The sequence below is a fragment of the Pyxidicoccus sp. MSG2 genome, from assembly GCF_026626705.1.
GTDB lineage: Bacteria > Myxococcota > Myxococcia > Myxococcales > Myxococcaceae > Myxococcus.
Map to the genome: position 1 here is coordinate 9,970,027 of NZ_JAPNKC010000001.1, position 25,507 is coordinate 9,995,533.

Sequence of the window (25,507 nt, forward strand, 5' to 3'; positions counted from 1 at the left end):
TCAGCCCTCCTCCCGGGCCGTCCGCCGCAGCACGCGTCCCGCCCAGGCAAGCGCTTCGGACGGCGTGCGCCGGCTCGCCAGGTGAAGCAGTCCGCTCTCACTTCCCTCCACCACCACGCGGCCCGCGCCCTGCTCCTGCGCCGTCCCCGCCCGCCGCGCCTCGCGCTCCTTCGCGCGGACCGCGTCCCGCGAGGCCACTGCCTTCGAGACGTCGTCCAGCAGCCCCGCGTCGCCTTCCATCAGCTCCATGCGCACGGGCGCGGGACGCACCACGTCGCCACGGAGCGTCTCCACCAGCGCGTAGCCCTCCAGCGGCGCCAGTACCTCCGCGAGGCCGAACGCAGCGAGGCCCACGGCCATGCGCCGCACCCGCACTCCCGTGGGCCGCTGTGAGCCGGGCGCCGCCCAGGCGATGGTTCCATCCGGCTCCATGCGCTCCTCGTGCACCGCCGTGCGGCCCAGGGCCTGCGGCAGTGCGCGCACCACCGCCTCCAGCGCGGACGCGGGCGCATCTCCCAACCCCTCGATGAGGACCACCCGCACGTCCGGGCCGCGCTCACGGCACGCGAGCTGGTGCGCCAGCCAGTCCACCTCGTCCCTCAAGGCCACGACGCGGGGCCGGCAGCGGCGCAGTCGCTCCTCACGAGACACCGGCTGGGGGACGGAAGAATAGGCCGGCCGGGCCCGGAGGCCGCCCCGTCCCGGGTTGCGGCTCCAGTCCATGCCACGCGCAAGCTCCTTCGGCACGGGCGCTTCCGTCTCGAGGAAGTCACGCTCCGCCAGCTCGTTCTCGCGGATGTCCACCGCCTCCGCCGCGAGGCGCTCCAGCCGTTCGACCAGCTCCACCGCCTCCGGGTGCACGTCCCCGGAGGGGGGCCGTGCCGCCTCGCGGGCCGAAAGCGCGTCCAACCGGGCCAGCGCCTCCTCCAGCTCGCGCGACACATCCGCCAGTGTCCAGACCGCCGCATCCGGCTCCGGAGCCCACGCCGGCTCGCGCACCATCAGCTCCACGGACAGGCCCATGTCGTCGCCCCGGCGGAAGAGCTCCACGCGGGCGAGGTCCTCGGCGCCGCGCCGCACCAGGTGGTGGGCCAGGGGCACCGTGAGGCGCCGCTCCAGCGCGCGCTTGAGCGGACGCGCACCGTAGCGCGGGTCATAGGCCTGCTCCACGAGCAGGTCGAGCAGCGCGGGCTCCACCTCCACCAGCACGTTGCCGCGGCGGATGCCCCGGCGCGACAGCAGCGACTCCAGCGCGTGCTCCACCACCACGCGCAGCGCGGCGGGCGTCAGCGGGCGGAAGGGCACCACCCGGTCCAACCGGTTGAAGAACTCCGGACGGAAGAAGGCGCGCACCGAGGAGAGGTAGTGCGCCTCCGCGCTCTCGGCCGTGCGGGCGAAGCCGGTGCGGGCGGCGGCCTCGCGCACGCCCAGGTTGGACGTCAGCACCACCACCGCCTGGCGCGCATCCACCGTGCGGCCGGCGCCGTCCGTCAGCCGCCCCTCGCCGAGGAACTGGAGCAGGGCGTCGAAGATGCGCGGGTGGGCCTTCTCCACCTCGTCGAAGAGCACCACGCAGAAGGGCTGGGTGCGCAGCGCGGTGGTCAGCTCCCCGTCCGGGGCGCCCGGCATGCCGAGCAGCCGGGTGATGCTGGACGCGGACACGAACTCCGACATGTCGAAGCGCACCAGCCGCCCCTCGCTGCCGAAGAGGGTGCGCGCCAGGGCCTTCGCCGTCTCCGTCTTGCCCACGCCGGTGGGGCCCACGAAGAGGTAGGTGGCCAGCGGCTTGTCCGGAGGCTGCAATGAGCGCTGCAGCGTGAGGATGGCATCCACCACCGCGGACACCGCCTCCGGCTGGCCCGCCACCTGCGCGGCCAGTTCGCGCTCCAGCGCCTCGCGCGTCTTCGGCGGCGCGCTGCCCAGCACGAAGTCTGGCAGGCCCGTCTGCTCGCGCATGGCGGAGGTGACGTCCTCCTGCGTGAAGCGGCGCACGCCTCGTTCCTCGGTGCCGGGCCGAGACACCACCCGGCGCAGCAGCCGGACGGCCTTGCCCGGGAAGGCCTCGTGCGCGACGAAGCGCTGCTGCAAGTCCAGCAGCGTCTCCAGCGCCAGAGGGGACAGCCGCACCGCGCCGGCGTGGCTCGCGGCCTCCAACTCCCGCAGTGTGCCCAGCAGGGCGGGCAGCGTGCTGCGCGCGTCCAGCGAGGGCACGTGCACCACGCGGAAGAGCGAGGCGAAGGTGGGGGCCTCCTCGCGCACGCGCTCGAAGCGCTCCGGCGTGGTCTCGGCCAGCACCGTCAATTCGCCGCGCGCCAGGTGCGGCTCAAGGTACTGCGCCACGTTGGTGCGCTCGTTCTGCGTGCGCCCCGCGTAGACGAGCGAGGCCAGGTCGTCCACGTAGAGCAGGTCGCCCACCTCCACCAACTCCTGCACCACGCCGCGCGCGCGCGCCTCCCACTGGCCCACGTACATCATGCCCGCGATGAACTGGTTGCCGTCCACGCGCCACACGTCGCGCCGGTTGCCGGCGGCGTCCTGCCGCGCGGTGAGGCGGCTGACCACCTCGTGGACGAGCGCCGTCTTGCCGGAGCCGGACGGCCCCACCAGGACAATCGCGGCGCCCTCGCGGCCCTCCAGCGCGTCCACCACTTCGCGCACCAGTGCCTCGCGGCCGAAGCAGCGCTCCAGCGTGCCGTCGCGCGCGCCATGGCTCAGGTTGCGCGCCACCGCGCGCAGCTCCACGAGGGACAGGCGGCGGCGGTTGCGGCGGGCCTCGCGCTGCTCGGGCGTCTCCGGGGCGGGCTCGTCCTTCTTCTTCCCGGCGGCCTTGCGGCGGCGGGCCGGGGTGGGCGGCTTGGGCGGCGTCCGGGGAAGGATGGTGGGTGCGTAGGCGTCCACTTCCAGCAACTCCAGCCGCTCGCGTCCGGTGGCCCAGACCTCCTTCAGGTCCGTCAGGTCGCGCTCCAGGCACCAAGTGGCCAGCCGGCGCGCGAGCGCCTGGGGCAGTGCATCCGGGGAGCGGAGCGCGAAGCGGGCTTCGGGCAGCCGGGTGGGCGTCACCACCCAGAAGTCGTCGCGTGGCCACTTCTCCAGCAGCACGCCCAGGCGGCCCTGGAGGACGACGCGCGTGTTCTTCTCGCGGTCCCTCGCCTCCGTGTCCACCTTCACGTGGCGCAGCGCCAGGTGCGGGGGGAACTGGTAGGCCGCCACGTTGGCCGCGGACTCGTTCTCGAAACGCTCCATGACGGCGAGCGCCAATTCATCACGCAGGGTGGAGAGGCTGGGGCCCACGCGGCTCAGCCGGGGCCAGAAGGCGGGCACCCACGCCTGCACCAGTCGTCCGCCGAGCGGTACCACCACCAGGGGCAGCTTGAGGTCCATGGTGTCAGCCCTCCTCCCGCGCGCCGAAGACGCGCCACTGCAACCACGCTTCCACCAGTGCTTCCAGGTCCGGACCTTCCGGCCCGTAGCGCTGCTTCGCGCCAGTGCGCAGGTCCTCCAGCGAGCCGCCCACCATGTCGCTGGTGGAAGGACGCACCCGGCGCACCTCCTGCTTCGTCAGTGACTTCTCCAGGTCCTCCAGCGCCGGCATTGCGTGCAGCGACAGGGGCTGCGGCTCGAAGCGGATGCGCACCAGCGCGGCCTGGCTGCCCTCGACGAAGCGGTGCACGCCGTGCTCGCCCGCGAGCAGCAGTGGCAGCGTGCCGCCGGTGAGCTGCAGCGCATACGCGGCCGGAGGGGGCTTCACCTCTTCCAACGCGGTCTTCTTCTCCCAGCCCCAGAAGAGCGGGGTGTCCTTGCGCGGGGGCTTCGGCTTCTCGCCGTCCTTCGGCTCGGCGGGCCTGAGCAGGGCGCGCTGGAAGGTGATGGACTGCGACGTCGCCCAGGCCTCGTACGCCTTCGCCAGCATGCTCAGGTGCGGCCATGCGCCGCGCCCGGGGACGAGGAAGAGGGTGGCGCCGCGCGAGGAGTGGAAGAGGCTGGCGTAGAGGCGCTCGCGCAGGGGCTGGAAGGTCCGCCTCAACTGGGCGACGTCGCGGGCCATGGACTCCGCCTGTCCCACGGCGCGCGTGAGGTGCGCCTCGAAGAGGAGGTCCTCCACGGCCTCGGCCTGCTGCGCGCAGTCGCGGAAGGCCTTGTCCAGCTCGCGCGCCTCGGACGACTTGCGCGAGGACTCCTCGGCCAGGGCGCGCTCCTCCCAGTAGGCCGGCTGCCGCGACGCCTTGTCGAAGACGGCCAGCTCGCGGCGCAGGGCCAGCATGGGCTCGGAGCGGCTCCAACGCTGCACCTCCGCGCGCAGGGTGGCCGAGTCCTCCAGCACCTTCTCGATGGCCTGCCGTCCCACGCCCTCGGCGTCGCCGCCCACGGCCTCCGCGCGCAGCGAGAGCCCCGCGTCGCCGGCCTCTACGTACAGCTTCACCGCGCCGCCCCGAGGGTGCGCGGCGAGCCACGCCGCCACCGGCACCACCAGTTCCCGCTCCAGCGCGCGCTTGAGGGGCCGGGCGCCGTAGCGCGGGTCGAAGCCGCGAGCCGCCAGCCAGTCCAGCGCGGAAGGGGAGACTTCCAGCCCCGCGTCGTGGAGGGACAGCCCGGGGCGGCGGCACACGGCCTCCACCTCGCGCACCACCAGCCGACGCAGCAGGTCCGCGGACAACGGCGAGAAGACGACGACGTCATCCAGTCGGTTGAACAGCTCCGGACGGAAGAATCGCTGCACCTCGGCGAGGTAGTGCGCGCGCAGGGCGGCGGTGTCGGGCGCGCCGCCGGAGGAGTCGAAGCCCACGCGGGCCCGCCAGGTGTCCGCGCCCAGGTTGCTGGTGAGGACGAGCACCGCGTTGCGGAAGTCGGTGAAGCGGCCGGACGCGTCGGTGAGGCGGCCTTCGCCCAGCACGCCGAGCAGCGCGTCGTGCACGGCGGGGTGGGCCTTCTCCACCTCGTCCAGCAGCACCACGCAGAAGGGCTGGCGGCGCACCGCCGCGGACAGGTGCCCGGGCGTCGCGCCATCCCCCAGCAGGCGCAGCAGTGCGTCCGGGCCGGCGTACTCGCCCATGTCCAGGCGGACCATGCGCTCCTTCGCACCGAAGAGCAGCTCCGCCAGCGCCTTGGACAACTCCGTCTTGCCCACGCCGGTGGGGCCCACGAAGAGCAGCACGCCCAGCGGACGGCGCGTGTCGGCGAGGCCCGCCTTCAGCACGGACACCACGGACGCCGCGCGCTCCACCGCGACCTCCTGCCCCAGCACGCGCGTGGAGAGGAAGGTGCGCACCTGGCCCGCCTCCAGCGGGACGTCGTCGCGCAGGAGCGACTCGGGGATGCCGGACTCGGAGGCGAACTGGCGGATGGCGTCCAGGCGCGTGACGCGCGGCTGCGCGGCGTGCGAGCACGTGGCCAGCAGGCGGCGGAGGAAGGCCACCGCGTTGCCCACCTGCGCGCCGTAGGGCAGGAAGCGGCGGCAGAGGAAGCGCGCCTCGTCGAGCGCCTCGGGCAGCACCTCCAGCGGCTTCGGCCCCGCGTCGTCCTCGGCCACGTGCGCGAGGATGCGGGCCAGCGCATCCGGCGCGGGCTCCTCCACGCGCACCACGGAGAAGAGGCGCGCGAAGCTGGTGTTGCGGCGTTCTACCTGGGCCCACGTCTCCGGCGTGGCCTCGGCCACCACGGACACCTCGCGGGTGGCGAGCAGCGGCAGGAGCAACTGGGCCACGTTCTGGTCGCTGTGGGCGCTCTTGCCCGCGTCCAGCAGGTCCACCGCGTGGCCCAGCGAGAGGAGCGCATGGGACTCGGCGGCCTCGCGGAAGCAGCGCACCACCTGCTGCTGCCAGTCGCCCCACATGCCTTCGCCCGCGATGAGGCGGCTGCCGTCGAGGAAGAAGAAGGGTCGGGCCTTCTCGGACGCGGAGGCGGTGGGGGCGCGCATCGCCTGGGCGAGCGCGTGGAGCACCGCTGTCTTCCCCACGCCCGAAGGGCCCACCAGCACCACGGACTCGGCGTCCTTCGCGGCGAGGCGCGCGCGGAGCAGCGTCACCAGGGCATCCTGCTCGTACGCGGCGTCGAGCTGCCCCTCCTGCGCCAGCTTGTGCCAGGGCACGGCGATGCGGTCCAGCGTGGGCGTGGGCGGCGGCTTCTCCGGCTTCGCGCCCGTGTCGCGGCGGGCGCGGCGGCGGCGAGGCTCCCACGTGTCCAGGTCCAGCGCGTCCTCATCGTCGTCATCCGGGCCGGCGTCCGACTTCTCCGAGGGCGCATCCAGAGGCCGAGGCGGCGGGCGGATGTCCAGGTGGAGCTGGCGCGGGGTGAGGGCGGAGAGCGGCGTGGGCGTGGCCTGCACCTCCAGCTCCACCAGCGACTCGGGCCCGTCCGGGCGCAGCGCGAGCAGGCGCGCGTCGGAGAGTTCCTCCAACTGCTCGCCCAGCCGCTCCGAGGCGTCCTTGGGGAGCGCCTTGCCCTGGAACCAGAGGTGTGTGCCGAGGCGCGGGGCGTGCAGTCCGGTGAAGGACTGGTGCGCGGGGGCGACGACGGCGGAGAAGGGGAGTGGCGAGACGGTGTTGTACTCCGGCCCCCAGACCTTGATGCCCTGGACTTCGAGCGTATGGAGGACGCCATCCGACGTGGCGATGAACTCCGGCACGCGGCGGGGGTGGACGCGGGTGAGCTGGTCATCCAGCGCGAGCGTCAGCTCCTCGGTGGCCTTCTCCAGCGTGTCCGCGTGCACGGCGAGGTGGGGCAGGGCCAGCGGTGTGAGCGTGACGCGCCCGCTGGCATGTCGCTGCACCCAGCATTGGAAACGGAAGTTCATGGAGGGGGCTCACGCTAGCACGGTGGCGCACAGCGACGACGTGGGCTCGGGGGAGCTGACCGAGGCTGGTGAATCAGCCCAGCGGTGGCGTCCCGCAGGCCGTCAATTGGATTCGCGCACGGAGCGCGCCCGCTTGAAGCCGTTCAAGTTGGCGCCATCTGCCACGAAGGGTTCGAGGATCGCTTGAGTGAGGGCCAACGTGAAGCACGTGTCTGACGTTGGTGTCATTGACGTAGTCGACCAGTGCCCGCGGACGTCTATCGTTGAAAACGTAGTGCAGGACAGACCCGGTCACCTCCGGAACGCATATTCCATATACAGTCTCCAGCCGCTGCCGCTGCAGGTATGGCTCCACGCGCAATCGCATGGAGCTGACGTACCCTGGAGGGGCAGTCACAGCCGACGGGGACGTCCATGGACAGGCAGAGGCGGAGGGATGAGTGCGGCGCGCGGAGGCATCGTCGCGCGCTGAGAGAGAGGATTCCCGCGGCAGTGCTACTGGGGTGCCTCGTGCTGGTGCCCAGTGCCAGCCAGGCCCAGAAGCGCGGGACGGTGGAGGCCTATCTACTCTCCGCGACACACTTCTACGAGGAGCTGGAGTACGAGCGGGCACTGAAGCAGCTCGCGCTTGCCAGGAGCGTCTCTGGCGGGGTGGCGGACGACGTGCTCCTGTCCCTCTATGAGGGCATCATCCTGGCCGACCTCACCCGCAACGAGGAGGCCGACGCGGCCTTCCGAGCAGCCCTCGTGCTGTCGCCGGACGCGCAGTTGCCGGCAAAGGTCTCCCCCAAGGTGCAGGTGCGCTTCGAGAGCATGCGTCAGAAGGTGAAGAGCGAATTCAGGGCGCTGGCGGCGAAGCGTGCCGCAGTCCAGGTGCAACCGCCTGCGGCGGAGGTCCCCGCTGCGACGCGAGGGGACGTGCCCGCTCCCGCGCCTTCGGCGCTGTCCACCCCTGCGGCTGTGCCGGCGGCGCAGGTGCGGGCGGGCGACAAACGTGGGAGCCGCGCGTGGCTGCCGGCGGCGGTGGGAGGGGCGCTGGTGGTGGGGGGCGGGGTGTCCTATGCCCTGGCCAGAGGTGAATGGGGAAAGCTGCAGGGCAATGACGCGAGTCTGGCCACCCTCAAGGATGTGGAGCGCAGCAGCTCGCGAGGACGCACCTACCAGGCGGTCGCCTTGGGACTGGCGGGCGCCGGCATCGTGAGTCTGGGGGTATCCGCGGGCATGTACCTGCTGGGGGGCCCCTCTGAGGAAGCGGTGAGCCTTGGTGCGGCTACTGACGGGACGTCGGCCTTCGTCTTCGGGAGGTGGCCATGAGCAGGTACACCCTTCGTCTATTGCTGTTGAGTGCGCTGTGGGGCCTCGCCTCGGGCTGCCTCGACTTCGAGCAGGGACAACGAGACTTCTGCCAGCGCAACCCGGAGCGCTGTGGCACGGGAGCGCCGAATTTCATCGAAGAGCCCAGGTCTTCTTCGTACGTCGAAGGAGGTGGCGAGCTGACCTTCCAAGTCGCTGCGCAGGACCCGAGGGGCAGCCCACTCCACTTCTCCTGGTCCGTGAACGTCGGCGCGTTGGACGTTGAGGAGCAAGCCGCCACCATCAGCAGAGCCACCTGGAGAGCTCCTGCGTGCGTGACCTCAGGAGTCATCGCTTCATTCACGGTTACCGTGACGAATGCCTTGGGCCTCTCACGCTCCATTGCGTTCTCCGCTATTGGCATCCCCGATTGCCCGACGGTGGCTCCCACCGGAAGCCTCGCCACGGGCCGCTATAGCCACACGGCCACGCTGTTGTGGTCGGGCAAGGTGCTGGTGACGGGCGGCTCCAATGAAAATGGAGGGGGGCTCGCAACGGCGGAGGTGTACGACCCGGGGACGGGCACCTGGGCTCCCACCGGAAGCCTCGCCACGGGCCGCAATAGACACACGGCCACGCTGTTGTGGTCGGGCAAGGTGCTGGTGACGGGCGGCTACAATCGAGAAACCCTCGCGACGGCGGAGGTGTACGACCCGGGGACGGGGACCTGGTCCTCCACCGCCAGCCTCGCTGCGGGCCGCGATGGTCACACGGCCACGCTGCTGCCCTCGGGCAAGGTGCTGGTGACGGGCGGCTCCAATGGAGGAACCCTCGCGACGGCGGAGGTGTACGACCCGGGGACGGGGACCTGGTCCTCCACCGCCAGCCTCGCCGCGGGCCGTGAAGACCACACGGCCACGCTGCTGCCCTCGGGCAAGGTGCTGGTGACGGGCGGCTTCAATGGAAATTTAGGAACCCGCGCGACGGCGGAGGTGTATGACCCGGAGACGGGCACCTGGGCCCCCACCGCCAGCCTCGCCGCGACCCGCTATCACCACACGGCCACGCTGCTGCCCTCGGGCAAGGTGCTGGTGACGGGCGGCTTCAATGGAAATGGAGAGGCCCGCGCGACGGCGGAGGTGTACGACCCGGGGACGGGCACCTGGGCTCCCACCGGAAGCCTCGCTGCGGGCCGCTATGGCCACACGGCCACGCTGCTGCCCTCGGGCAAGGTGCTGGTGACGGGCGGCGCAGTAGATGGAGGGGCTCTCGCGACTGAGGTGTACGACCCGGGGACGGGCACTTGGACTCCTACCGCCACCCTCGCCACAACCCGCTATCACCACACGGCCACGCTGCTGCCCTCCTCAGGCAAGGTGCTGGTGGCGGGCGGCTCCAATGAAAATGGAAAGCCCCTCGCGACGACGGAGGTGTACGACCCGGGGACGGGCACCTGGACTCCCACCGGAAGCCTCGCCACGGGCCGCAATAGACACACGGCCACGCTGCTGCCTTCAGGCAAGGTGCTGGTGGCGGGCGGCTGGAATGGAGATTCCCTCGCGAGGGCGGAGGTGTACGACCCAGGGACGGGCACCTGGGCTCCCACCGGAAGCCTCGCCACAGGCCGCGCTGACATCACGGCCACGCTGCTGCCCTCGGGCAAGGTGCTGGTGGTGGGAGGCTTCTATGGGGACCTCGTGACGGCGGAGGTGTACGACCCGGGGACGGGCACCTGGGCCCCCACCGGAAGCCTCGCCGCGGGCCGCTATGGCCACACGGCCACGCTGCTGCCCTCGGGCAAGGTGCTGGTGGTGGGAGGCTTCTATGGGGACCTCGTGACGGCGGAGGTGTACGACCCGGGGACGGGCACCTGGGCCCCCACCGGAAGCCTCGCCGCGGGCCGCTCTGGTCACACGGCCACGCTGCTGCCCTCAGGCAAGGTGTTGGTGACGGGCGGCTCCAATGAAGGTGCCTTCGCGACGGCGGAGGTGTACGACCCGGGGACGGGCACCTGGGCCCCCACCGGAAGCCTCGCCACGACCCGCTATGGCCACACGGCCACGCTGCTGCCCTCGGGCAAGGTGCTGGTGACGGGCGGCTACAATAGAGATAGAGGTGTCCTCGCGACGGCGGAGGTGTACGACCCGGGGACGGGCACCTGGGCCTCCACCGCCAGCCTCGCCAGGGGCCGCCATAGACACCCGGCCACGTTGCTGCCCTCGGGCAAGGTGCTGGTGACGGGCGGCTACAGTGAAGGTGTTGGAGGGGACCTCGCGACGGCGGAGGTGTACGACCCGGGGACGGGCACCTGGGCTCTCAGCGGAAGCCTCGCCGCAGGCCGCGGAGTCCACACGGCCACGCTGCTGCCCTCGGGCAAGGTGCTGGTGACGGGCGGCTACAATGGAGGAGGGGGCCTCGCGACGGCGGAGGTGTACACGCCTTGAAGACTTTGATTCTACCGGTGAGTGTCGCGGCAGTTGTCGCGTGAAAGGGTACAGCCGGTGCGCCTCACCTCCGCAACTAGGATGAGATTCGGAGAAGGGTTGAGGCGCACGGGACTTGCCGGCATCTCGTTGCGAGTGTCGCGGCTCCAGCGCTCGGGGGTGACGGCCTGGGCGCTGGTACACCTGGTGACGTCGGGCCAACAGCGCGTCCTCTCGGCCGACGGGTCTCTCGTCGGGCGTGACGAAGCAGATGGCGTAGTGCCCCTCCCGCTGCTGAACTCCGTGTCCGACGCTGCTGGGGTGTGACTGAGAAAGGGTGCGCTCACGGGCTGAACTTCCAGGGCACCGTCACCGCAGGCTGGAAGCAGTGCACGTTGGCGATGCTGCCCGCGCCCAGCTCCTGCACGACGCCCGCGCCGTACCCTCGCGCCTGGCACCACCGGCTGACCTCCAGCCGCGAGTCCGTGGACGCGAAGTTGCCCGTATTGGACACGGGCCCGAGCTGGTCCTTGGGCACGTCCTGGATGAGGCCCGCGTTGAAGCAGCCCACCCACGGCCGCGTGGTCGTCTCGAAAATCTGCCCCGTCGTCCAGCCCAGGCCGTTGCACCAACGGTGCACGGCAGCGGAACAGTCGAGCGTATGCGCGACGCGCTCGTCCGCACAGCCCGCATGCCGTCGCGCCAGCTCCTCGAAGGTGACGGCGAGGCTCTGGTGCTGGATGGGCGCGCACGCCACGCTCACGTCCGTGGTGGTGGCACCGGCCGGCACGCCCAGGAGGGAGATGGGCGGACGGTTGCCGATGAGCTGCTGAATCGTCTCGTACACGTTGGTGCTGGTGGCCAGCGCATCATTCGCGCCGCGCTGCGCACAGACGCGATGCATGGCGGACGCGCACGCCTGCGTGCCCAGGGCCGAATACGCATTGCAACCCGGCTGCTGCTGGTTCATCCCGAACTGGCCGCCAGTGGGAGCCACCTGGATGGCCTCGTCCTTACAGTCCGAGCCGTACGTCGTCAGGCACACGCTGCGGTTGGAGCGCGCGTGCGTGAAGAAGCGAACCTCGTCGATGGTGCCCCGGAACGAGCCCTCGCCGTTGGTGGGGCAGGCCTGCGTGTTCATCACGTTGCCCGCGCCGATGGCCAGCGAGCCTGTGCCCAGCCGGAACGAGCCGGTGACGACGGGCAGCGCACGGCCCGTGGACACGCCGTTGATGTACTCGTTGAACTGCCCGCTGACGCCGTCCCACGTATAGGCGAGCTGGCTCCACACGCCCACGGGCAGCGCGGGGCTGCGGCCCAGGCGCACGCGCTGGCCGTTGAGCTGGAAGGACATCTGCACCGTGTTGTCCACCTCGTAGATGAGGTCCAGCCCGCCTGACTTCGCCAGGAGGTATCGGTAGGGATTGCCCGTGCAGCCCTGGTTGATGGCCGCGTCCGGGCGGATGGCGAGCTGCACGGTGAAACCGCGCACGTAGGCGCCCACGCCGGGCACCGTGCCATTCGGGTCCGTGAGGTTCACCGTGACGGCGCCGCCGCCCGGAAGGACGAGCGCCTTGCCCTTGCCCTGCGGCTCCCACACCGAGTCCGACGCCGGCTGCGTCACCGCGTTGCTCGGAGAAATCTGCGCCGTGCCCGTGAGCGTGCCCGTGTTGAAGCGGCCGGACAGGTCCGGCGTGCGCGCCAGGTCATACGCTCCCGCCCGGGTGACCATCTCGTTCATGGGCAGGTAGAGCAGGTGGAAGGGGTCGCTCAAATCGCCAAGGTCCACCTCGTTGTAGTCTGCGGTGTTGCTGCCGAAGAGCGCGAGCACGTCGTGCGTCTTGGTGACGGGCAGGTAGCGCGTCTCGTTGCTCGTGCCCGGAGGGAAGTTCTGCGCGGGGCTGCGCTCCTGCTCGAAGTTCCACATCGGGCCCGAGTAGAAGAGGTGCGCGATGTCGAGCCGGTCCGTGTTGAGGCTCCCGTCGATGTGGTACGCCGTCCAGCCCGTGTCAGCGCCAATCAGGCTCATCGCCTCGCGGCGCGCGCCGTCGGTGTAGACGACGGCGGCGTAGAGGACGTTGCGCCCCTCGTGGTCCACCCATGCATAGGCGCCGCGAACGTACGCCCCCGCGCCATAGGCCTCACCGGTGGCGGCCTTCAGCGGCTGCCACGCGAGCGGGTAGCGCTTCACGCCCGCGTTCGTGTCGCTGTACATCGCCGACAGCGGGCGCGGGTTGCTCCAGCCGGAGGCCGCGCAGGGCGTGGCGTTGTACGTGTACATCAGGTGGTCAATGGCGCCGTCGTTGTTCGGCCCGCCCTGGTAGATGAGGAGGCGGCCGTCGGAGGTCATCGTCGGCTCGATGCCGCGAATCCTCGCGCCGGTGGTGGTCGCCAACTCCTGCAGGTTGCCGGTGGTGAACGACGAGATGTCCGCCTGCGCGGTGAAGGGCAGCGACACCCGCAGGTCCACGGGCCGGCGGCGGAACACGTTGTCGCCGTTGAACATCCGCGAGTCGAAGAGGTACGGCTGATACACCGCGAGCCCGCCGGACAGCGTGTACGGCTGGGCCGGGTTGGTGAAGCAGAACGCGAGCGCATTCTCACCGTTCGTCACGTCGACGGTGCGTCCGGGGGAGAAGGCGCTGTCGAAGCCGGGGCGTCCCTGCGCGTCGTACGTCACCGCCTCGGGGCGGAACACGCGCGCCAGCCAGGTGGTCGTGGTCGTCGCGTGGTCCTCGCGGATGTTGCCCACGAAGATGCGCCCATCAATCGTCGACGAGTGGCCGTTGGCTCCAAAGGGCGTGCGGATGCGCGTGTTCACCAGCGAGGGGCGTCCGGCGGCGGCAGCCTCCGGAGACACGAGGGACAGCGCAAGCAGCGCCGCAAAGAGCAGGGCGCGCGGAGGCGGGGCACGTCGGGCCATGATGGCTCCTTTCGGAGAAAGCAGTGTATACTCGAATTGTCCGGTTCGGGCTGACCACCTCCGTTGACAACCCTGCCAGCGGCAGGCATCGTGCCGTCCGCTCATGACCCACGCGCTCGCCACCGCTTGTTGCTGCTGTGACGCACCTGCGGTGGGCGCCTGTCCGCCAGTGGCCTGAAGAGCCCTGGTCGAGCCGGTCCGGAAAAGCCCACTGCCCGCGAGGGAGTGGGCTTTCGAGTTTCAGGACCCGGACCCGGCCCATTCCATCGCGTCCTCTCGATTCACCACCGAGGTCACGTATGGAAGGTGCAGCAGGTCAGTCAGTGAAAGGCTTTCCCCCCATGAGCACCAAGATCTGGGTTCCCCTGTTCCTCGCGCTGTCCCTGGCCGGTTGCTCGAAGTCGAGCGGCGACGCATCCGCGCCGTCGAAGGGCACCGAAGCCGTCACCCTGCTCAACGTCTCGTATGACCCGACGCGCGAGCTGTACGCGGACTTCAACACCGCGTTCGCGAAGCACTGGGAGGCGAAGACGAAGCAGAAGGTCACCATCAAGCAGTCCCACGGCGGCTCCGGCAAGCAGGCGCGGGCCGTCATCGACGGGCTGGATGCGGACGTCGTCACGCTGGCGCTCGCGTACGACGTGGACATGCTCCACGACAAGGCCCAGCTCATCCCGGCGAACTGGCAGTCACGGCTGCCGGAGAACAGCGCGCCGTACACGTCCACCATCGTCTTCGTGGTCCGCAAGGGCAACCCCAAGGGCATCAAGGACTGGGAGGACCTGGTGAAGGAGGGCGTCTCCGTCATCACCCCCAACCCGAAGACGTCCGGCGGGGCGCGGTGGAACTACCTGGCGGCGTGGGGCTATGCGCTGCGCAAGCAGGGCGGCAGCGAGGCCACCGCGCAGGCCTTCGTGGAGAAGCTGTTCCGCAACGTCCCCGTGCTGGACTCGGGCGCGCGCGGTTCCACCACCACCTTCGCCGAGCGCGGCCTGGGTGACGTGCTCATCGCCTGGGAGAACGAGGCCTTCCTGCTCACGAAGGAGGTGGGCAAGGACAAGTTCGAAATCGTCGTCCCGTCGGTGAGCATCCTCGCCGAGCCGCCCGTCACCGTGGTGGACAAGAACGTGGACAAGCGCGGCACCCGCGCCGTGGCCGAGGCGTACCTCCAGTACCTCTACTCGGACGAGGGCCAGGAGCTGGCCGCGAAGCACTACTACCGACCCCGCGCCCAGGCCGTGGCCGAGAAGCACGCCGCGCTCTTCCCGAAGGTGAGCCTCTTCACCATCGCCGACGTCTTCGGCGGCTGGAAGAAGGCGCAGGCCGCGCACTTCGACGACGGCGGCGTGTTCGACCGCATCTACGCCCCCCAGGCCCGCTGAAAGAGCACTCGCACCATGGCCGTGTCCCCCCGTCGCCGCGTCCTCCCAGGCTTCAGGCTGTCGCTGGGCTTCAGTTGGTTCTATCTGGGGCTCATCGTCCTCCTGCCGCTGTCCGGCCTGTTCCTCCGGACCTTCACCCTCACCTGGGCGCAGTTCTGGGACACGGTGACGTCCGCGCGGGCGCTCGCGGCGTACCAGCTCACCTTCGGGGCGTCGCTCGCCGCGGCCCTGGCCAACGTCGTGTTCGGGCTGCTGGTGGCCTGGGTGCTGGTGCGTTACCGCTTCCCGGGGAGGGATTTGGTGGAGGCGCTGGTGGACCTGCCCTTCGCGCTGCCCACCGCGGTGGCGGGGCTGACGCTGACGACGCTGTTCTCCGCCAACGGCTGGTACGGCCGGTACCTGGAGGCGCTGGGACTCAAGGTGGCGTACACGTCGCTCGGCGTGGCGGTGGCGCTCACCTTCATCGGGCTGCCCTTCGTCGTGCGCACGGTGCAGCCCGTGCTGGAGGACATCGACGTGGACGTGGAGGAGGCCGCGGCGACGCTGGGCGCGACGCCGTGGCAGACCTTCGTGCGCGTCCTCTTCCCGGGCATCCTTCCCGCGCTGCTCAGCGGCTTCACGCTCGCGTTCGCCCGGGCGCTGGGCGAGTACGGCTCGGTCGTCTTCATCTCCGGCAACATGCCGCTGAAGACTGAAATCGTCCCGCTGCTCATCATCACCAAGCTGGAGCAGTACGACTACGCGGGCGCGACGGCCATCGCCGTCGTCATGCTGACCGCGTCGTTCCTGTTGCTGCTGGCCGTCAACCTGCTCCACCGCTGGAGCCACCGCCGGCTGGAAGCCCGGTCCGGACACTGAGGCGCCATGCACCCCTCCACCCTCGTCCTCCGGCGGCGGACCCGGACACTCGGCGGGCCGGCCGTGATTCGCTGGACGCTCATCGGGCTGGCGCTGCTGTTCCTCGGCGTCTTCCTCGTCGTTCCGCTGGTGGCCGTCTTCTCCTTCGCGTTCCAGAAGGGCTGGGAGGCCTACGCCGCTGCCATCAGCCACCCGGAGGCGCTGTCGGCCATGCGGCTGACGTTGACTGCGGCGGCCATCTCCGTACCCCTCAACCTCGTCTTCGGCGTGGCCGCCGCGTGGCTCATCGCCCGGTTCCGCTTCCCCGGGCGCTCACTGCTCATCACCTTCATCGACCTGCCCTTCAGCGTGTCGCCCGTCATCGCGGGCCTCATCTTCGTGCTGATGTTCGGGAGGCAGGGCTGGCTCGGGCCGTGGTTGGCGGAGCATGACCTGCACGTCATCTTCGCGGTGCCGGGCATCGTGCTGGCCACCGTCTTCATCACGTTCCCCTTCGTCGCGCGTGAGGTTCTGCCGGTGATGCAGGCCCAGGGCAGCGACGAGGAGGAGGCGGCGCTGACGCTGGGCGCGAGCGGCTGGCGGATGTTCTGGCGTGTCACGCTGCCCAAGGTGAAGTGGGGCGTCATCTACGGCGTCATCCTCTGCAACGCGCGGGCGATGGGCGAGTTCGGCGCCGTGTCGGTGGTGTCCGGGCACGTGCGCGGCGTCACCACGACGCTGCCGCTGCACGCGGAGATTCTCTACAACGAGTACGACTTCGTCGGCGCCTTCGCCGTGGCCTCGCTGCTGACGCTGCTCGCGCTCGTCACGCTGGTGGTCAAGAAATACGTGGAGTGGAGGAGTGTGGCGTCATGAGCATCATCGTCGAGCAGGTCACCCGGCGCTTCACCGAGAAGGGGACCCCGGCCGTCTCGGACGTCTCCTTCCAGGCGCCCGCGGGTGCCATCACCTCGCTGCTGGGGCCGTCGGGGGCGGGCAAGTCCACGCTGCTGCGGCTCGTGGCCGGGCTGGAGGTGCCGGACGCCGGTCGCATCCACATCGACGGTGTGGACTGTACGTCCATGCCCGTGCAGCAGCGCGGCGTGGGCGTCGTGTTCCAGAGCTACGCCCTGTTCCGGCACATGACGGTGCGGGAGAACATCGCTTTCGGACTGGAGGTGCGGAGCACGCCTCGCGCGGAGACGGCCGCGCGGGTGGACGAGATGCTGCGCCTCGTGCAGCTGGAGGACCTGGGCAGCCGCTTTCCCGGGCAGCTCTCCGGCGGGCAGCGGCAGCGCGTGGCCTTCGCGCGCGCGCTGGCCATCCGTCCCCGCGTGCTGCTGCTGGACGAGCCCTTCGGCGCGCTCGACACGCGGGTGCGCGAGGAGTTGCGCGAGTGGCTGCATGACCTGCACACGCGCACGGGCCTCACCACGCTGCTGGTGACGCATGACCAGCAGGAGGCGCTGGAGATTTCGCAGCACGTCGTGGTGATGAGCGAGGGCCGGGTGGCGCAGGCGGGCTCGCCGGAGGACGTCTACAGCCGGCCCGCGTCGCCCTTCGTGGCCTCCTTCATCGGCGGGGCCAGCGTGCTGCGCGGACAGGTGCGCTCGGGCCGGGTGGCCATGGGCTCGCTGTCGGTGGACGTCCCGGCGGCGGCGCGCGAGGGCGAGTCCGTGCAGGCCTTCGTTCGGCCTCACGACATCAAGCTGGTGAAGTCACCGGTGGGCGCGGTGAACGGACACGCGGCCACCGGCCGGGTGGAGCGCTTCAAGCCCGTGGGCGGCTACGTGAAGGTGCTCCTGCGCCTGCCCACCGGGGACGAAGTCACGGTGGAGGTGCCGCGCTCGGAGTTCGACGCCCTGGGGGTGACCGAGGGCGACGCGGTGCGCGCGGATGTCCGGTCGGCAACGGTCTTCCTCGGCGACTACGCCATCTGAGGCCGAGCCGGGGGCGGCCAGAAAAGCCCGGACTTTCTCCATTAGTCGAAAAAAGTGTTTGAGCGTGCGGGCCCGGCGGGTAAGTCCAGGGTGGAGTTCCTGGATTTCCCCTTCCCGGAGAGTGACATGCACAGACGACAGGTTGGGCGTTCGATGCTGTGGGCTGCTGGCTTGCTGGTGCTGGCCAGCGGGTGCGGAGCGGAGAGTTCCTCCGCGCCCGAGCCGCTTCCGCTCGCGAGCCAGGCGCAAGGCGAGCTCGGGTATGACCCGGGGCCGGGGTGGAACCTCGGCTGGCAGGACGACTTCACCGGGACGGCGCTCAATGGCGCGTACTGGAACGTGCTGACGAGCAACTACGACCCCGTCACCAACAACTGCAACTTCGGGACGGGGGAGCTGGAGTTTCCGCGCGCGCAGAACGTCACCGTCGGCGGCGGGAAGCTGGTCATCACCGCGGAGCGGACCGGGGATGGGCCCATGGACTCGCGCTGCACGGGCTACGGGCCGCGCGGGTTCTACTCCGGCCGCATCCACACGAAGGGGAAGGTGGAGCGGCGCTACGGGAAGCTCGTGGCCAGCATCAAGGTGCCTTCCGGCTACGGCATGTGGCCGGCGTTCTGGACGCTGGGCGGCAACATCTCCACGGTGGGCTGGCCGAGCTCGGGCGAAATCGACATCCTCGAGTGGCACTCCAATGAGCCGACGTGGATGAAGTCGGCGGTGCACTACTTCGCCAACGGGGCCGCGCAGCACTTCGGCACCGGCGCCAACCGGGGCTACAGCGTCGCGGACGGCTTCCACGTGTACGAGGTGGAGTGGACGGCGGGGCAGATGGTGTTCCGGCTGGACAACCAGGTTCGTGCCACCGCGGACTTCTTCCACAACCAGCCCGCGTTCCAGCAGAACCACTACATCCTCCTGAACCTGGCGATGGGAGGGAACTGGTACGGCAACCCGCCCGCCAGCTCCATCGCGCTCGCGTCGGGCGAGCGCAAGACGATGGAGGTGGAGTGGGTGCGCTGGTACGACGCGGGCAGCGTGCCGCCCGCGACGCTCACCAACCCCGGCTTCGAGTCCGGCATGACGGGCTGGGCGACGTGGAGCCCCAACGCCACCGAGGCCGCGGACTTCAGCGAGACGTACAACGGCGGGCACTCGGGCAGCTACCACCTGACGCACTGGAACAACGGCTCACCGTTCGAGGTGTGGACGTACCAGGTGGCTTCGGGACTGCCCTCGGGCAACTACAGGGTCCGCGGGTGGGTGCGGAAGGGCGGCGCGTTCGACATCGCGCGCATCCAGGCGAAGACGTGTGGCGGGTGCGCGCCCGTGTACACGGACCTCGGGACGTATGGGGCGTGGACGCTCGTGGAGACGCCGGCCATCTCCGTCACCGGCGGCTCCCTGGAGCTGGGCTTCCACACGCGGGCCACGGTGGGCAACTCGGGCAACTTCATCCACATGGATGACGTGGAGCTCATCCGCCTCTGAAGCCCGGACGTCAGCCCGTGACGGACGCGAAGGGCACTTCGTAGTGCGTCACGTGAAAGTCCTTGTCGATGAGGTAGCGGTCGTCCTCCGGGCAGAAGACAGCCTGCTCGGGGGACGCACCCGCGAAGCGGCGGATGGCGTCCATGAGGGAGCCTCAGGGGACCTGTGTAGTCAGGGAGATGTTCCGAATCTGGTAGTCGTCCAGATTGCCGGTGCCTCCGCCAGCACTGTCACGGCTGTAGATTTCGATGGTGTTCAGTCCCGGCAGGAACAGCCCGCTCTCGAACACCATGGACCGGCTCTGCCAGGACTCCGCGCCCTGTGTGGGCAAGGAGCGTGGCCCCGCGCCGTTGATGACAACCCGATTCGTGGAGTTGTCCACGTCGAACAGGTCGAAGTTCAACTTCACGAACGGCCCACGCGGCACGGCGGGCAGGTTGACCGTCACGGTGAGCTTCGTGCCGGTGGGAGAAGGCACCTCCCAGTTCGCGACGACGCCGTCACCGAGGTGTTCGGCCTGCGAATGGAGGCCGGTCGTGGTGGTGGGGACGTGCACGATCTGCAGCGCGCTCTCTCCCGCCGAGTACCGCACGCTCACCGCGTACCAGAGGTCTCCGACGAGTTGGGCGGGCACGTTCTGGATGGCCTGCGTGGATTGGTTGTCCAGGAAGGCGGACTCCAGGTTCGAGGGCGTCCAGTTGGCCGTGCTGTCGAAGCGCACGCCATCCGAACTCCTGCGGACGGCGTAACCGAGCACGTCCGAGCCCAGCGCCGGGGTCCACGCCAGCCGGACGCCGTTGTTCGTCACCGAGTACGACAGGCCGGACACCGGGGGACGGGAGCTGTTCGTCGCATGGATTGACGTCACCGACTCGATATCGGAACCCGGCGTCGCGGTGGTACTGGTCTTCGTGGACAAGTCCTCGAGGCGAACATACTGGGCCGAGGACAGCCCCGTGCTGGCGATATCCAGGAGGCTGAATGCCGAGCCGATACCCACCAGCACGAAGCTGGCCGGGTCGGTGCTGTTGGAGATGAGGACGCGGAACTCCTCATCGACGCCGCCTCCGGCGGTGCCAATCTCACGGACTTCGATATCGGGTCCGGTGCCATTCACGATGGGCGTGTCGCCCATGTCCAGCACGACGTAGGCGCCAGGGCCGCCCATCGATAGGTGCTTGGAGTCCGGCGCTCCCAGCGTTTCCAGCGGGTTCGGACTGGTATTGCCCGCGCTCCCACTCAACACCAGGGAGTCGATGACCTGCTTGGCATAGGGCTCGGCCGCCGAAGCCTGCCCTGCCATTCCCAGGAGAAACACAAGGCCCGTGACACTTCGCATTCCCCGCATCCGGTTCTCCTCGCCGTGGTGAGCTTGTTGCCCGACCATGGATGAAAACCCCGAAAGGGGCCGTCATGGAAGAGAAGGAACACGAGGGTTACAGCAGCAACCGCCACGTCAGCCCGGCGAGCGTGGTGTAGCCGACCACGGTGCGCTCCACGCGGCCCTCGGACGACAGGAAGAACACGGTGGGGAAGGTGTCCACGCGCCAGTCGCGCTGGATGCCGTCGTCCCCGAGCAGCACGGGGTAGTCCGCGCCGTGCTCCCGCACGAAGCGCCGCACGGCCTCCTCGTCGTCCCAGGCCACCGCCACGGACACCACGTGGGCGGAGTCACCCGCGAGGCTCTGGAGCAGGGAAAGATTGGACGACTCCAGCTTGCAGACGCCGCACCAGGGGGCCCAGAAGGCCAGCACCACGGGCTTGCCGCGCAGGGCCTCCAGCCGCACCGTCTCTCCGGACAGCGTGCGCAGGATGAAGTCCGGAGCGGGCGTCCCGCCACCGGGCAGGCGGCGCGTCTGCCACGCCGACACCGCCGCGACGATGAGCGCGAGCAGCGCCAGGTCCACGCCCCAGCGCACCCACCAGCGGCGCCGCGCCACGTCCCAGGCGGCCCGCATCCGTCCCAGCGCTCCGGTACCGCCCTGCATTCAACGCCTCCTCGGAGGCTGCCACGGTAACACCGGGAACGGCCGCCCCGGGTGGGACGGCCGCCCCTGACTCACCTCATGACGGGGAGGGCGCCTCCTCGGGCTGCCACTCGGCCGTCCTCAGGCTCTCGCCGGCCGTCCGCTGGGCGCGGCCCACGGCCTTGCTGACCGCATTGCCGGCCCGGTCCAGGGCCTGGTCCACCGCCGCGACGAGCGTGGTGCCCTTGGACTCCAGCGTCAGCTCCTTCCCGTGCTCCAGCCGCAGCGTCACCTTGCACGTCTTGTCCACGCCTCCGCGCGGGCCGTTGGTGTCCTCCAAGCGCAACACCACCTCCTTGACGCGGTCCGCCAGTCGGTCCAGCGCGAAGCGCACGCGGCGCTCGCAGTGGGTGCGAAGGGTCTCGGTGAGGGGGATGTGACGGGCTCGGATTTCGATGCGCATCCAGGACGCTCCTTCTGGCCCCCCATTGGGCCTATCTCTTCTCTGTCCACGAGGAGCCTTTGGCGCAATTGCGAAAAACCCCCGTGGCACTTCGGAAAAACCGAAGGCACACGGGGGCAGGGTAGGGCGAGGGAGCACCAGGCCCCACTTCGGGGCCCTGACTACGGAGGCGTCGTGTTGACCGTGGGTGCGGGCTTCTGCGACGTCTTGCCCGGCGCGGCCACCGTCTTCGTGGTGTCCGACGCGGTCTTCGCCGCCTCGGCGGTGGCCTTGGCCTTGTCCGCGGCGGGAGCCTGGGCGGTGGCCGTGTCGGCCTCGGTGGGCGCCGGCTTCTTCTTCTCCGGGAGCGCGAAGATGGGCTTCTCCGGCACCGCGCGGGCGCCGATGCGCTCCTGCTGCTCCACCATGCGGGACCAGAGCGACGGCTTGGGGGCCAGCAGCGCGTTGTCCGCCAGCTCCAGCGTGCGCACGTCCTGCGCGCGGCGGTACAGGCGCGGCGCCACGTCCGGCTGGCTCGGGTCCGAGTCACTCACCTGCACCTGCTCCTGCACGCTGATGCCCTTCTCGTCGTAGGTGAGGGTGGACGTCAGCTCGAACTTGCGGCGCAGCCCGTTGGGCAGCTCGAAGTCCATCTCGCGCGACAGCGGGAACCACGCGGCGCCCAGGCACGCGCGCGCCTTGTCGGAAACGGACTCGGTGAAGAAGCGGTTCTGCCGCAGCGGCATGATGCGCGCGTGACGGCGGCACACCTCCTCGCCCTCCGTGGTGCAGGCGTCGCCTTCCGCGACGAGGATGTTCGTGCCCTGCACCTTCTCCAACCGCAGCTTCGCGTTCTTCGGCATGGCGCGCAGCGAGCCCAGCGCGTCCACGCGGAAGCCCTGCTCGGTCGTCTCCACCAGCGCCACCGGCCCCAGGGCCTCGCCGTTGGTGAAGCGCCGCGTAATCACCCACACCAGCCGCTGCCCGGCCTGGAGCGTCTCCATCACCAGGTCCTCCTCCGTCAGCTTCTCCGGAGGGGGCAGGGGGAGGGCGTCGGGGCCGGCCTCCACGCACTCGTCGGCGGCGGGGTCCTGCGACCAGACCGGGGCGCCCGTGCAGTCCACCGAGGGGCGGGGCGCCGCGCCGGTGTCCTTGTCATAGCCATGCAGCAGCAGGGCGAACCATGTGTCCGGCGTGGGGAAGGAGCGCGCGTTGGCGCCCGCCTCGGCGAAGCACATCGACGACGACTTCGGCGCGGTGGCGCAGCCAGCCAGCAGGGACAGCGCCACGGCGGAGACCTGGAGCGTTCGTTTCATGGGTTCTCTCAGGCATTGGCGAACTGGAGGTCCCAGTCGCCTTCCGCGGTCAGGGCCACATGCAGCTTCGGGGGCACCGCGCCGCCCACCAGGTGCTGCAACAGCTCACGGGAGAGCACCGGCATCAGCGAGCCCTGGAGGATCTGCTCCATGTTGCGCGCTCCCATCTCGGACTCCGTGCACCGGCGCGCCAGCTCGTCGAGCAGGTCCGGCGCCAGCGTGGTGTCCACGTTGTGGGCGGCCTTGAGCCGGCCCACCAGCTTCGCCAGCTTCATCTCCGCAATCTGGCGCATCACGTCGCGCTGCACCGGACCGAAGGGCACAATCGTCATGCGCGCCAGCAGCGCCGGCTTGAAGTGCTTGCTGAGCACGGGGCGGATGGCCCCCACCACCTGCTCGGTGGTGGGCTCCGCGAAGTCCTCGTACATCCGCATCACCACGTCCGAGCCCAGGTTGCTGGTGAGGATGATGACGGTGTTCTTGAAGTCCACCTGCCGGCCCTCGCCGTCCGTCAGCGAGCCCTTGTCGAAGACCTGGTAGAAGAGGTTCATCACCTCCAGGTCGGCCTTTTCGCACTCGTCCAGCAGCACGACGGAGTAGGGGCGCTGGCGCACGGCTTCCGTCAGCAGGCCGCCCTCGCCGTAGCCCACGTAGCCCGGCGGCGAACCGATGAGCCGGCTCACCGTGTGCTTCTCCTGGAACTCGCTCATGTTGAGCGTCGTCATGAAGCGCTCGCCGCCGTAGAGCGTGTCCGCGAGCGCCAGCGCCGTCTCCGTCTTGCCCACGCCGCTGGGGCCCACGAAGAGCATGACTCCAATCGGCGTCTCCGGGTTGCGGATGCCCGCCTGGGAGATGCGGATGATTTCCGCCACCTTCTTGAGCCCCGCCTCCTGGCCGCGAACGCGCGAGCGCAGCTTGTCCTCCAGCGTCAGCACGGAGGCGAGCAAATCACTGCGCATCTTCCCCACGGGCACGCCCGTCCAGCCCGCCACCACCCGCGCGACGATGTCCGCGTCCACGTCCGCGTGCACCAGCGGCGCCTCGCCGCGCACGTCCGCCAGCTTCTTCGTCGCCTCGTCCACCGCTGCCTTCAGCGCCGCGGCGTCCGCCTCCGGCTTCGCCTCGCGCAGCGCCTTGCGCGCCTCCATCAGTGCCGCCACCGCCGTGCGCTCGGTCTCCCAGCGCACGTGCAGCGTGGCGCGCGCGTCCTGCGTGGCGCGCAGCTTCTCCAGCGCCTCGTTCAGGGCGTCCTGCTCGTTCTCGCCGCCGGTGCCCTCCGCCAGGTCCCGCTTGCGCGCCTCGCGCTCGCGCTCCAGCGCGGCAATCTCCTGGTCCAGCGCCACCAGCTCCTCGGGGCGCGTGGACAATTCAATCTTCACGCGGGCCGCGGACGTGTCGAGCAGGTCCACCGCCTTGTCCGGCAGCTGCCGGCCGGAGATGTAGCGGCTGGACAGGCGCACCGCGGCGGTGACGGCCTCGTCGCGGATGATGACGCCGTGGGACGCCTCGTAGGTAGGGCGCAGGCCGCGCAGCATCAGCTCCGCGTCCTCCACGCTCGGCTCCTCCACCTTCACCGGCTGGAAGCGCCGCTCCAGCGCCGCGTCCTTCTCGAAGTACTTCTTGTACTCGGCCCACGTGGTGGCGGCGATGGTGCGCAGCTCGCCGCGCGCCAGCGCCGGCTTGAGCAGGTTGGACGCGTCCGTGCCGCCCTGCGAACCGCCCGCGCCGATGATGGTGTGCGCCTCGTCGATGAACAGGATGATGGGCGTGGGGGACGCCTTCACCTCGGCGATGACGGCCTTGAGCCGGTTCTCGAATTCACCGCGCACGCCCGCGCCCGCCTGGAGCAGGCCCAAATCCAGGCCCAGCAGCTCCACGTTCTTCAGCGCGTCCGGCACCTCGCCGCGCACAATCGCCCAGGCCATGCCCTCGACGAGCGCCGTCTTGCCCACGCCGGGCTCGCCCACCAGGATGGGGTTGTTCTTCCGGCGGCGGGAGAGGATGTCCACCATCTGCCGGATTTCACGGTGCCGGCCGAAGATGGGGTCGATCTTCCCCTCGCGCACCCGGCCCGTGAAGGACGTGGCGAAGCGCTTGAGCGCCTCGTCCCCGCGCCCACCCGGAGCCCCGGCCGCGCCACCGCCCGTGGCGGCTTCAGCGCTGGCCACCTCCACATTCTCGGGGGAGGGGCGCAGCACCACGTCGAGCGAGGACATCAGCTCGTCGCGGCTGATGGCATCCAGCTCCTGGAACAGCTCCGCGGTGTAGCGCGAGCGCCGGCTGACGAACTGGGCGAACAGCACGCCCGAGCGAATCCGCGTGGCACCCTGCTCCACGGAGGCCAGCAGCCACGCATCCTCGAACCACTGGAAGAGTGTCTCGGAGAACACGGGCCGGCCCGCATTGCCGGCGCGCAGCCCCTGCACGGCGCGCTCCATGCTGGCCAGCAGCGTGCGGCGGTCCACGCCGAACTGCTGGAGGATGCGCGCGACGTCCGAGTCCTCGGGCTCCAGCATCTGCACGAGCATGTGCTCGGGCACGATTTCGTAGAACCGCCCGGCGCTCGCACGGGCCACCGCGGCCTCGAGCAGACGGGTAGAGGTCGGCGTCAAACGACGGACGAGCGCTTTCGGGTCGACGCGAATGGGAGCCCCCAGAAAATGACAGCGATGGTGGACGGTATACCGGGCGGGCAGAGCGGCG

16 protein-coding genes are annotated in these 25,507 nt (G+C 70.2%); 7 read left to right on the forward strand and 9 right to left on the reverse strand.

Translation table 11 applies throughout. The annotated features are described in order from the left end of the window. Together OV427_RS38835 and OV427_RS38840 are read right to left on the reverse strand one after the other, a co-directional pair. Positions 1–3,381: an AAA family ATPase gene (locus OV427_RS38835; protein ID WP_267861279.1), complete on the reverse strand. Its 3,381-nt coding sequence runs from the start codon at positions 3,379–3,381 to the stop codon at positions 1–3. Positions 3,382–3,385: 4 nt separating this feature from the next. Continuing rightward, complete coding sequence (locus OV427_RS38840; RefSeq protein WP_267861280.1) at positions 3,386–6,790, reverse strand: AAA family ATPase; 3,405 nt, start codon at positions 6,788–6,790, stop codon at positions 3,386–3,388. A gap of 510 nt (positions 6,791–7,300) precedes the next feature. On the opposite strand from OV427_RS38840, the gene OV427_RS38845 reads away from it, so the two are divergent. Both OV427_RS38845 and OV427_RS38850 read left to right on the forward strand, forming a co-directional pair. Next, a complete protein-coding gene (locus OV427_RS38845; RefSeq protein WP_267861281.1) occupies positions 7,301–8,104 on the forward strand; it encodes a hypothetical protein in 804 nt (267 codons plus the stop codon). Between the two features lie 419 nt (positions 8,105–8,523). Further along, complete coding sequence (locus OV427_RS38850) at positions 8,524–10,527, forward strand: kelch repeat-containing protein (RefSeq protein WP_267861282.1); 2,004 nt, start codon at positions 8,524–8,526, stop codon at positions 10,525–10,527. 322 nt (positions 10,528–10,849) lie between these two features. Here the strand turns inward: OV427_RS38850 and OV427_RS38855 are convergent, their stop codons facing one another. Further along, a complete protein-coding gene (locus OV427_RS38855; RefSeq protein ID WP_267861283.1) occupies positions 10,850–13,429 on the reverse strand; it encodes a LamG domain-containing protein in 2,580 nt (859 codons plus the stop codon). 341 nt (positions 13,430–13,770) lie between these two features. Between OV427_RS38855 and OV427_RS38860 the strand changes: the two genes are divergently transcribed. The 5 genes from OV427_RS38860 to OV427_RS38880 all read left to right on the forward strand — a co-directional run bounded on the left by OV427_RS38860 (position 13,771) and on the right by OV427_RS38880 (position 19,079). After that, on the forward strand, positions 13,771–14,811 hold the full coding sequence (locus tag OV427_RS38860; RefSeq protein WP_267861284.1) for a sulfate ABC transporter substrate-binding protein: 1,041 nt from the start codon (positions 13,771–13,773) through the stop codon (positions 14,809–14,811). 15 nt (positions 14,812–14,826) lie between these two features. Beyond that, positions 14,827–15,669, forward strand: a complete 843-nt coding sequence (cysT, locus tag OV427_RS38865; RefSeq protein ID WP_267861285.1) for a sulfate ABC transporter permease subunit CysT — start codon at positions 14,827–14,829, stop codon at positions 15,667–15,669. 6 nt (positions 15,670–15,675) lie between these two features. Beyond that, positions 15,676–16,524: a sulfate ABC transporter permease subunit CysW gene (gene cysW, locus OV427_RS38870; RefSeq protein ID WP_267861286.1), complete on the forward strand. Its 849-nt coding sequence runs from the start codon at positions 15,676–15,678 to the stop codon at positions 16,522–16,524. Next, positions 16,521–17,588, forward strand: coding sequence for a sulfate/molybdate ABC transporter ATP-binding protein (locus tag OV427_RS38875; RefSeq protein ID WP_267861287.1), 1,068 nt, complete (start codon positions 16,521–16,523; stop codon positions 17,586–17,588). Before cysW ends, OV427_RS38875 begins: the two co-directional genes overlap by 4 nt. A gap of 126 nt (positions 17,589–17,714) precedes the next feature. After that, a complete protein-coding gene (locus OV427_RS38880; protein ID WP_420718318.1) occupies positions 17,715–19,079 on the forward strand; it encodes a glycoside hydrolase family 16 protein in 1,365 nt (454 codons plus the stop codon). A 10-nt stretch (positions 19,080–19,089) separates the two neighbouring features. Here OV427_RS38880 and OV427_RS38885 read toward each other — a convergent pair whose 3' ends face one another. The 6 genes from OV427_RS38885 to tssH form a co-directional block, all read right to left on the reverse strand. Then, positions 19,090–19,224, reverse strand: coding sequence for a hypothetical protein (locus tag OV427_RS38885; protein WP_267861289.1), 135 nt, complete (start codon positions 19,222–19,224; stop codon positions 19,090–19,092). Between the two features lie 9 nt (positions 19,225–19,233). Next, entirely contained in the window at positions 19,234–20,382 is a 1,149-nt protein-coding gene (locus tag OV427_RS38890) for a hypothetical protein (protein WP_267861290.1), read from the reverse strand. A gap of 133 nt (positions 20,383–20,515) precedes the next feature. After that, positions 20,516–21,067, reverse strand: a complete 552-nt coding sequence (locus tag OV427_RS38895; protein WP_267861291.1) for a TlpA family protein disulfide reductase — start codon at positions 21,065–21,067, stop codon at positions 20,516–20,518. Positions 21,068–21,143: 76 nt separating this feature from the next. Then, complete coding sequence (locus OV427_RS38900) at positions 21,144–21,509, reverse strand: HPF/RaiA family ribosome-associated protein (protein ID WP_267861292.1); 366 nt, start codon at positions 21,507–21,509, stop codon at positions 21,144–21,146. A gap of 161 nt (positions 21,510–21,670) precedes the next feature. After that, a complete protein-coding gene (locus tag OV427_RS38905; RefSeq protein ID WP_267861293.1) occupies positions 21,671–22,804 on the reverse strand; it encodes a hypothetical protein in 1,134 nt (377 codons plus the stop codon). An 8-nt stretch (positions 22,805–22,812) separates the two neighbouring features. Then, complete coding sequence (gene tssH, locus OV427_RS38910; protein ID WP_267863540.1) at positions 22,813–25,461, reverse strand: type VI secretion system ATPase TssH; 2,649 nt, start codon at positions 25,459–25,461, stop codon at positions 22,813–22,815. Between the last annotated feature and the right edge of the window lie 46 nt (positions 25,462–25,507).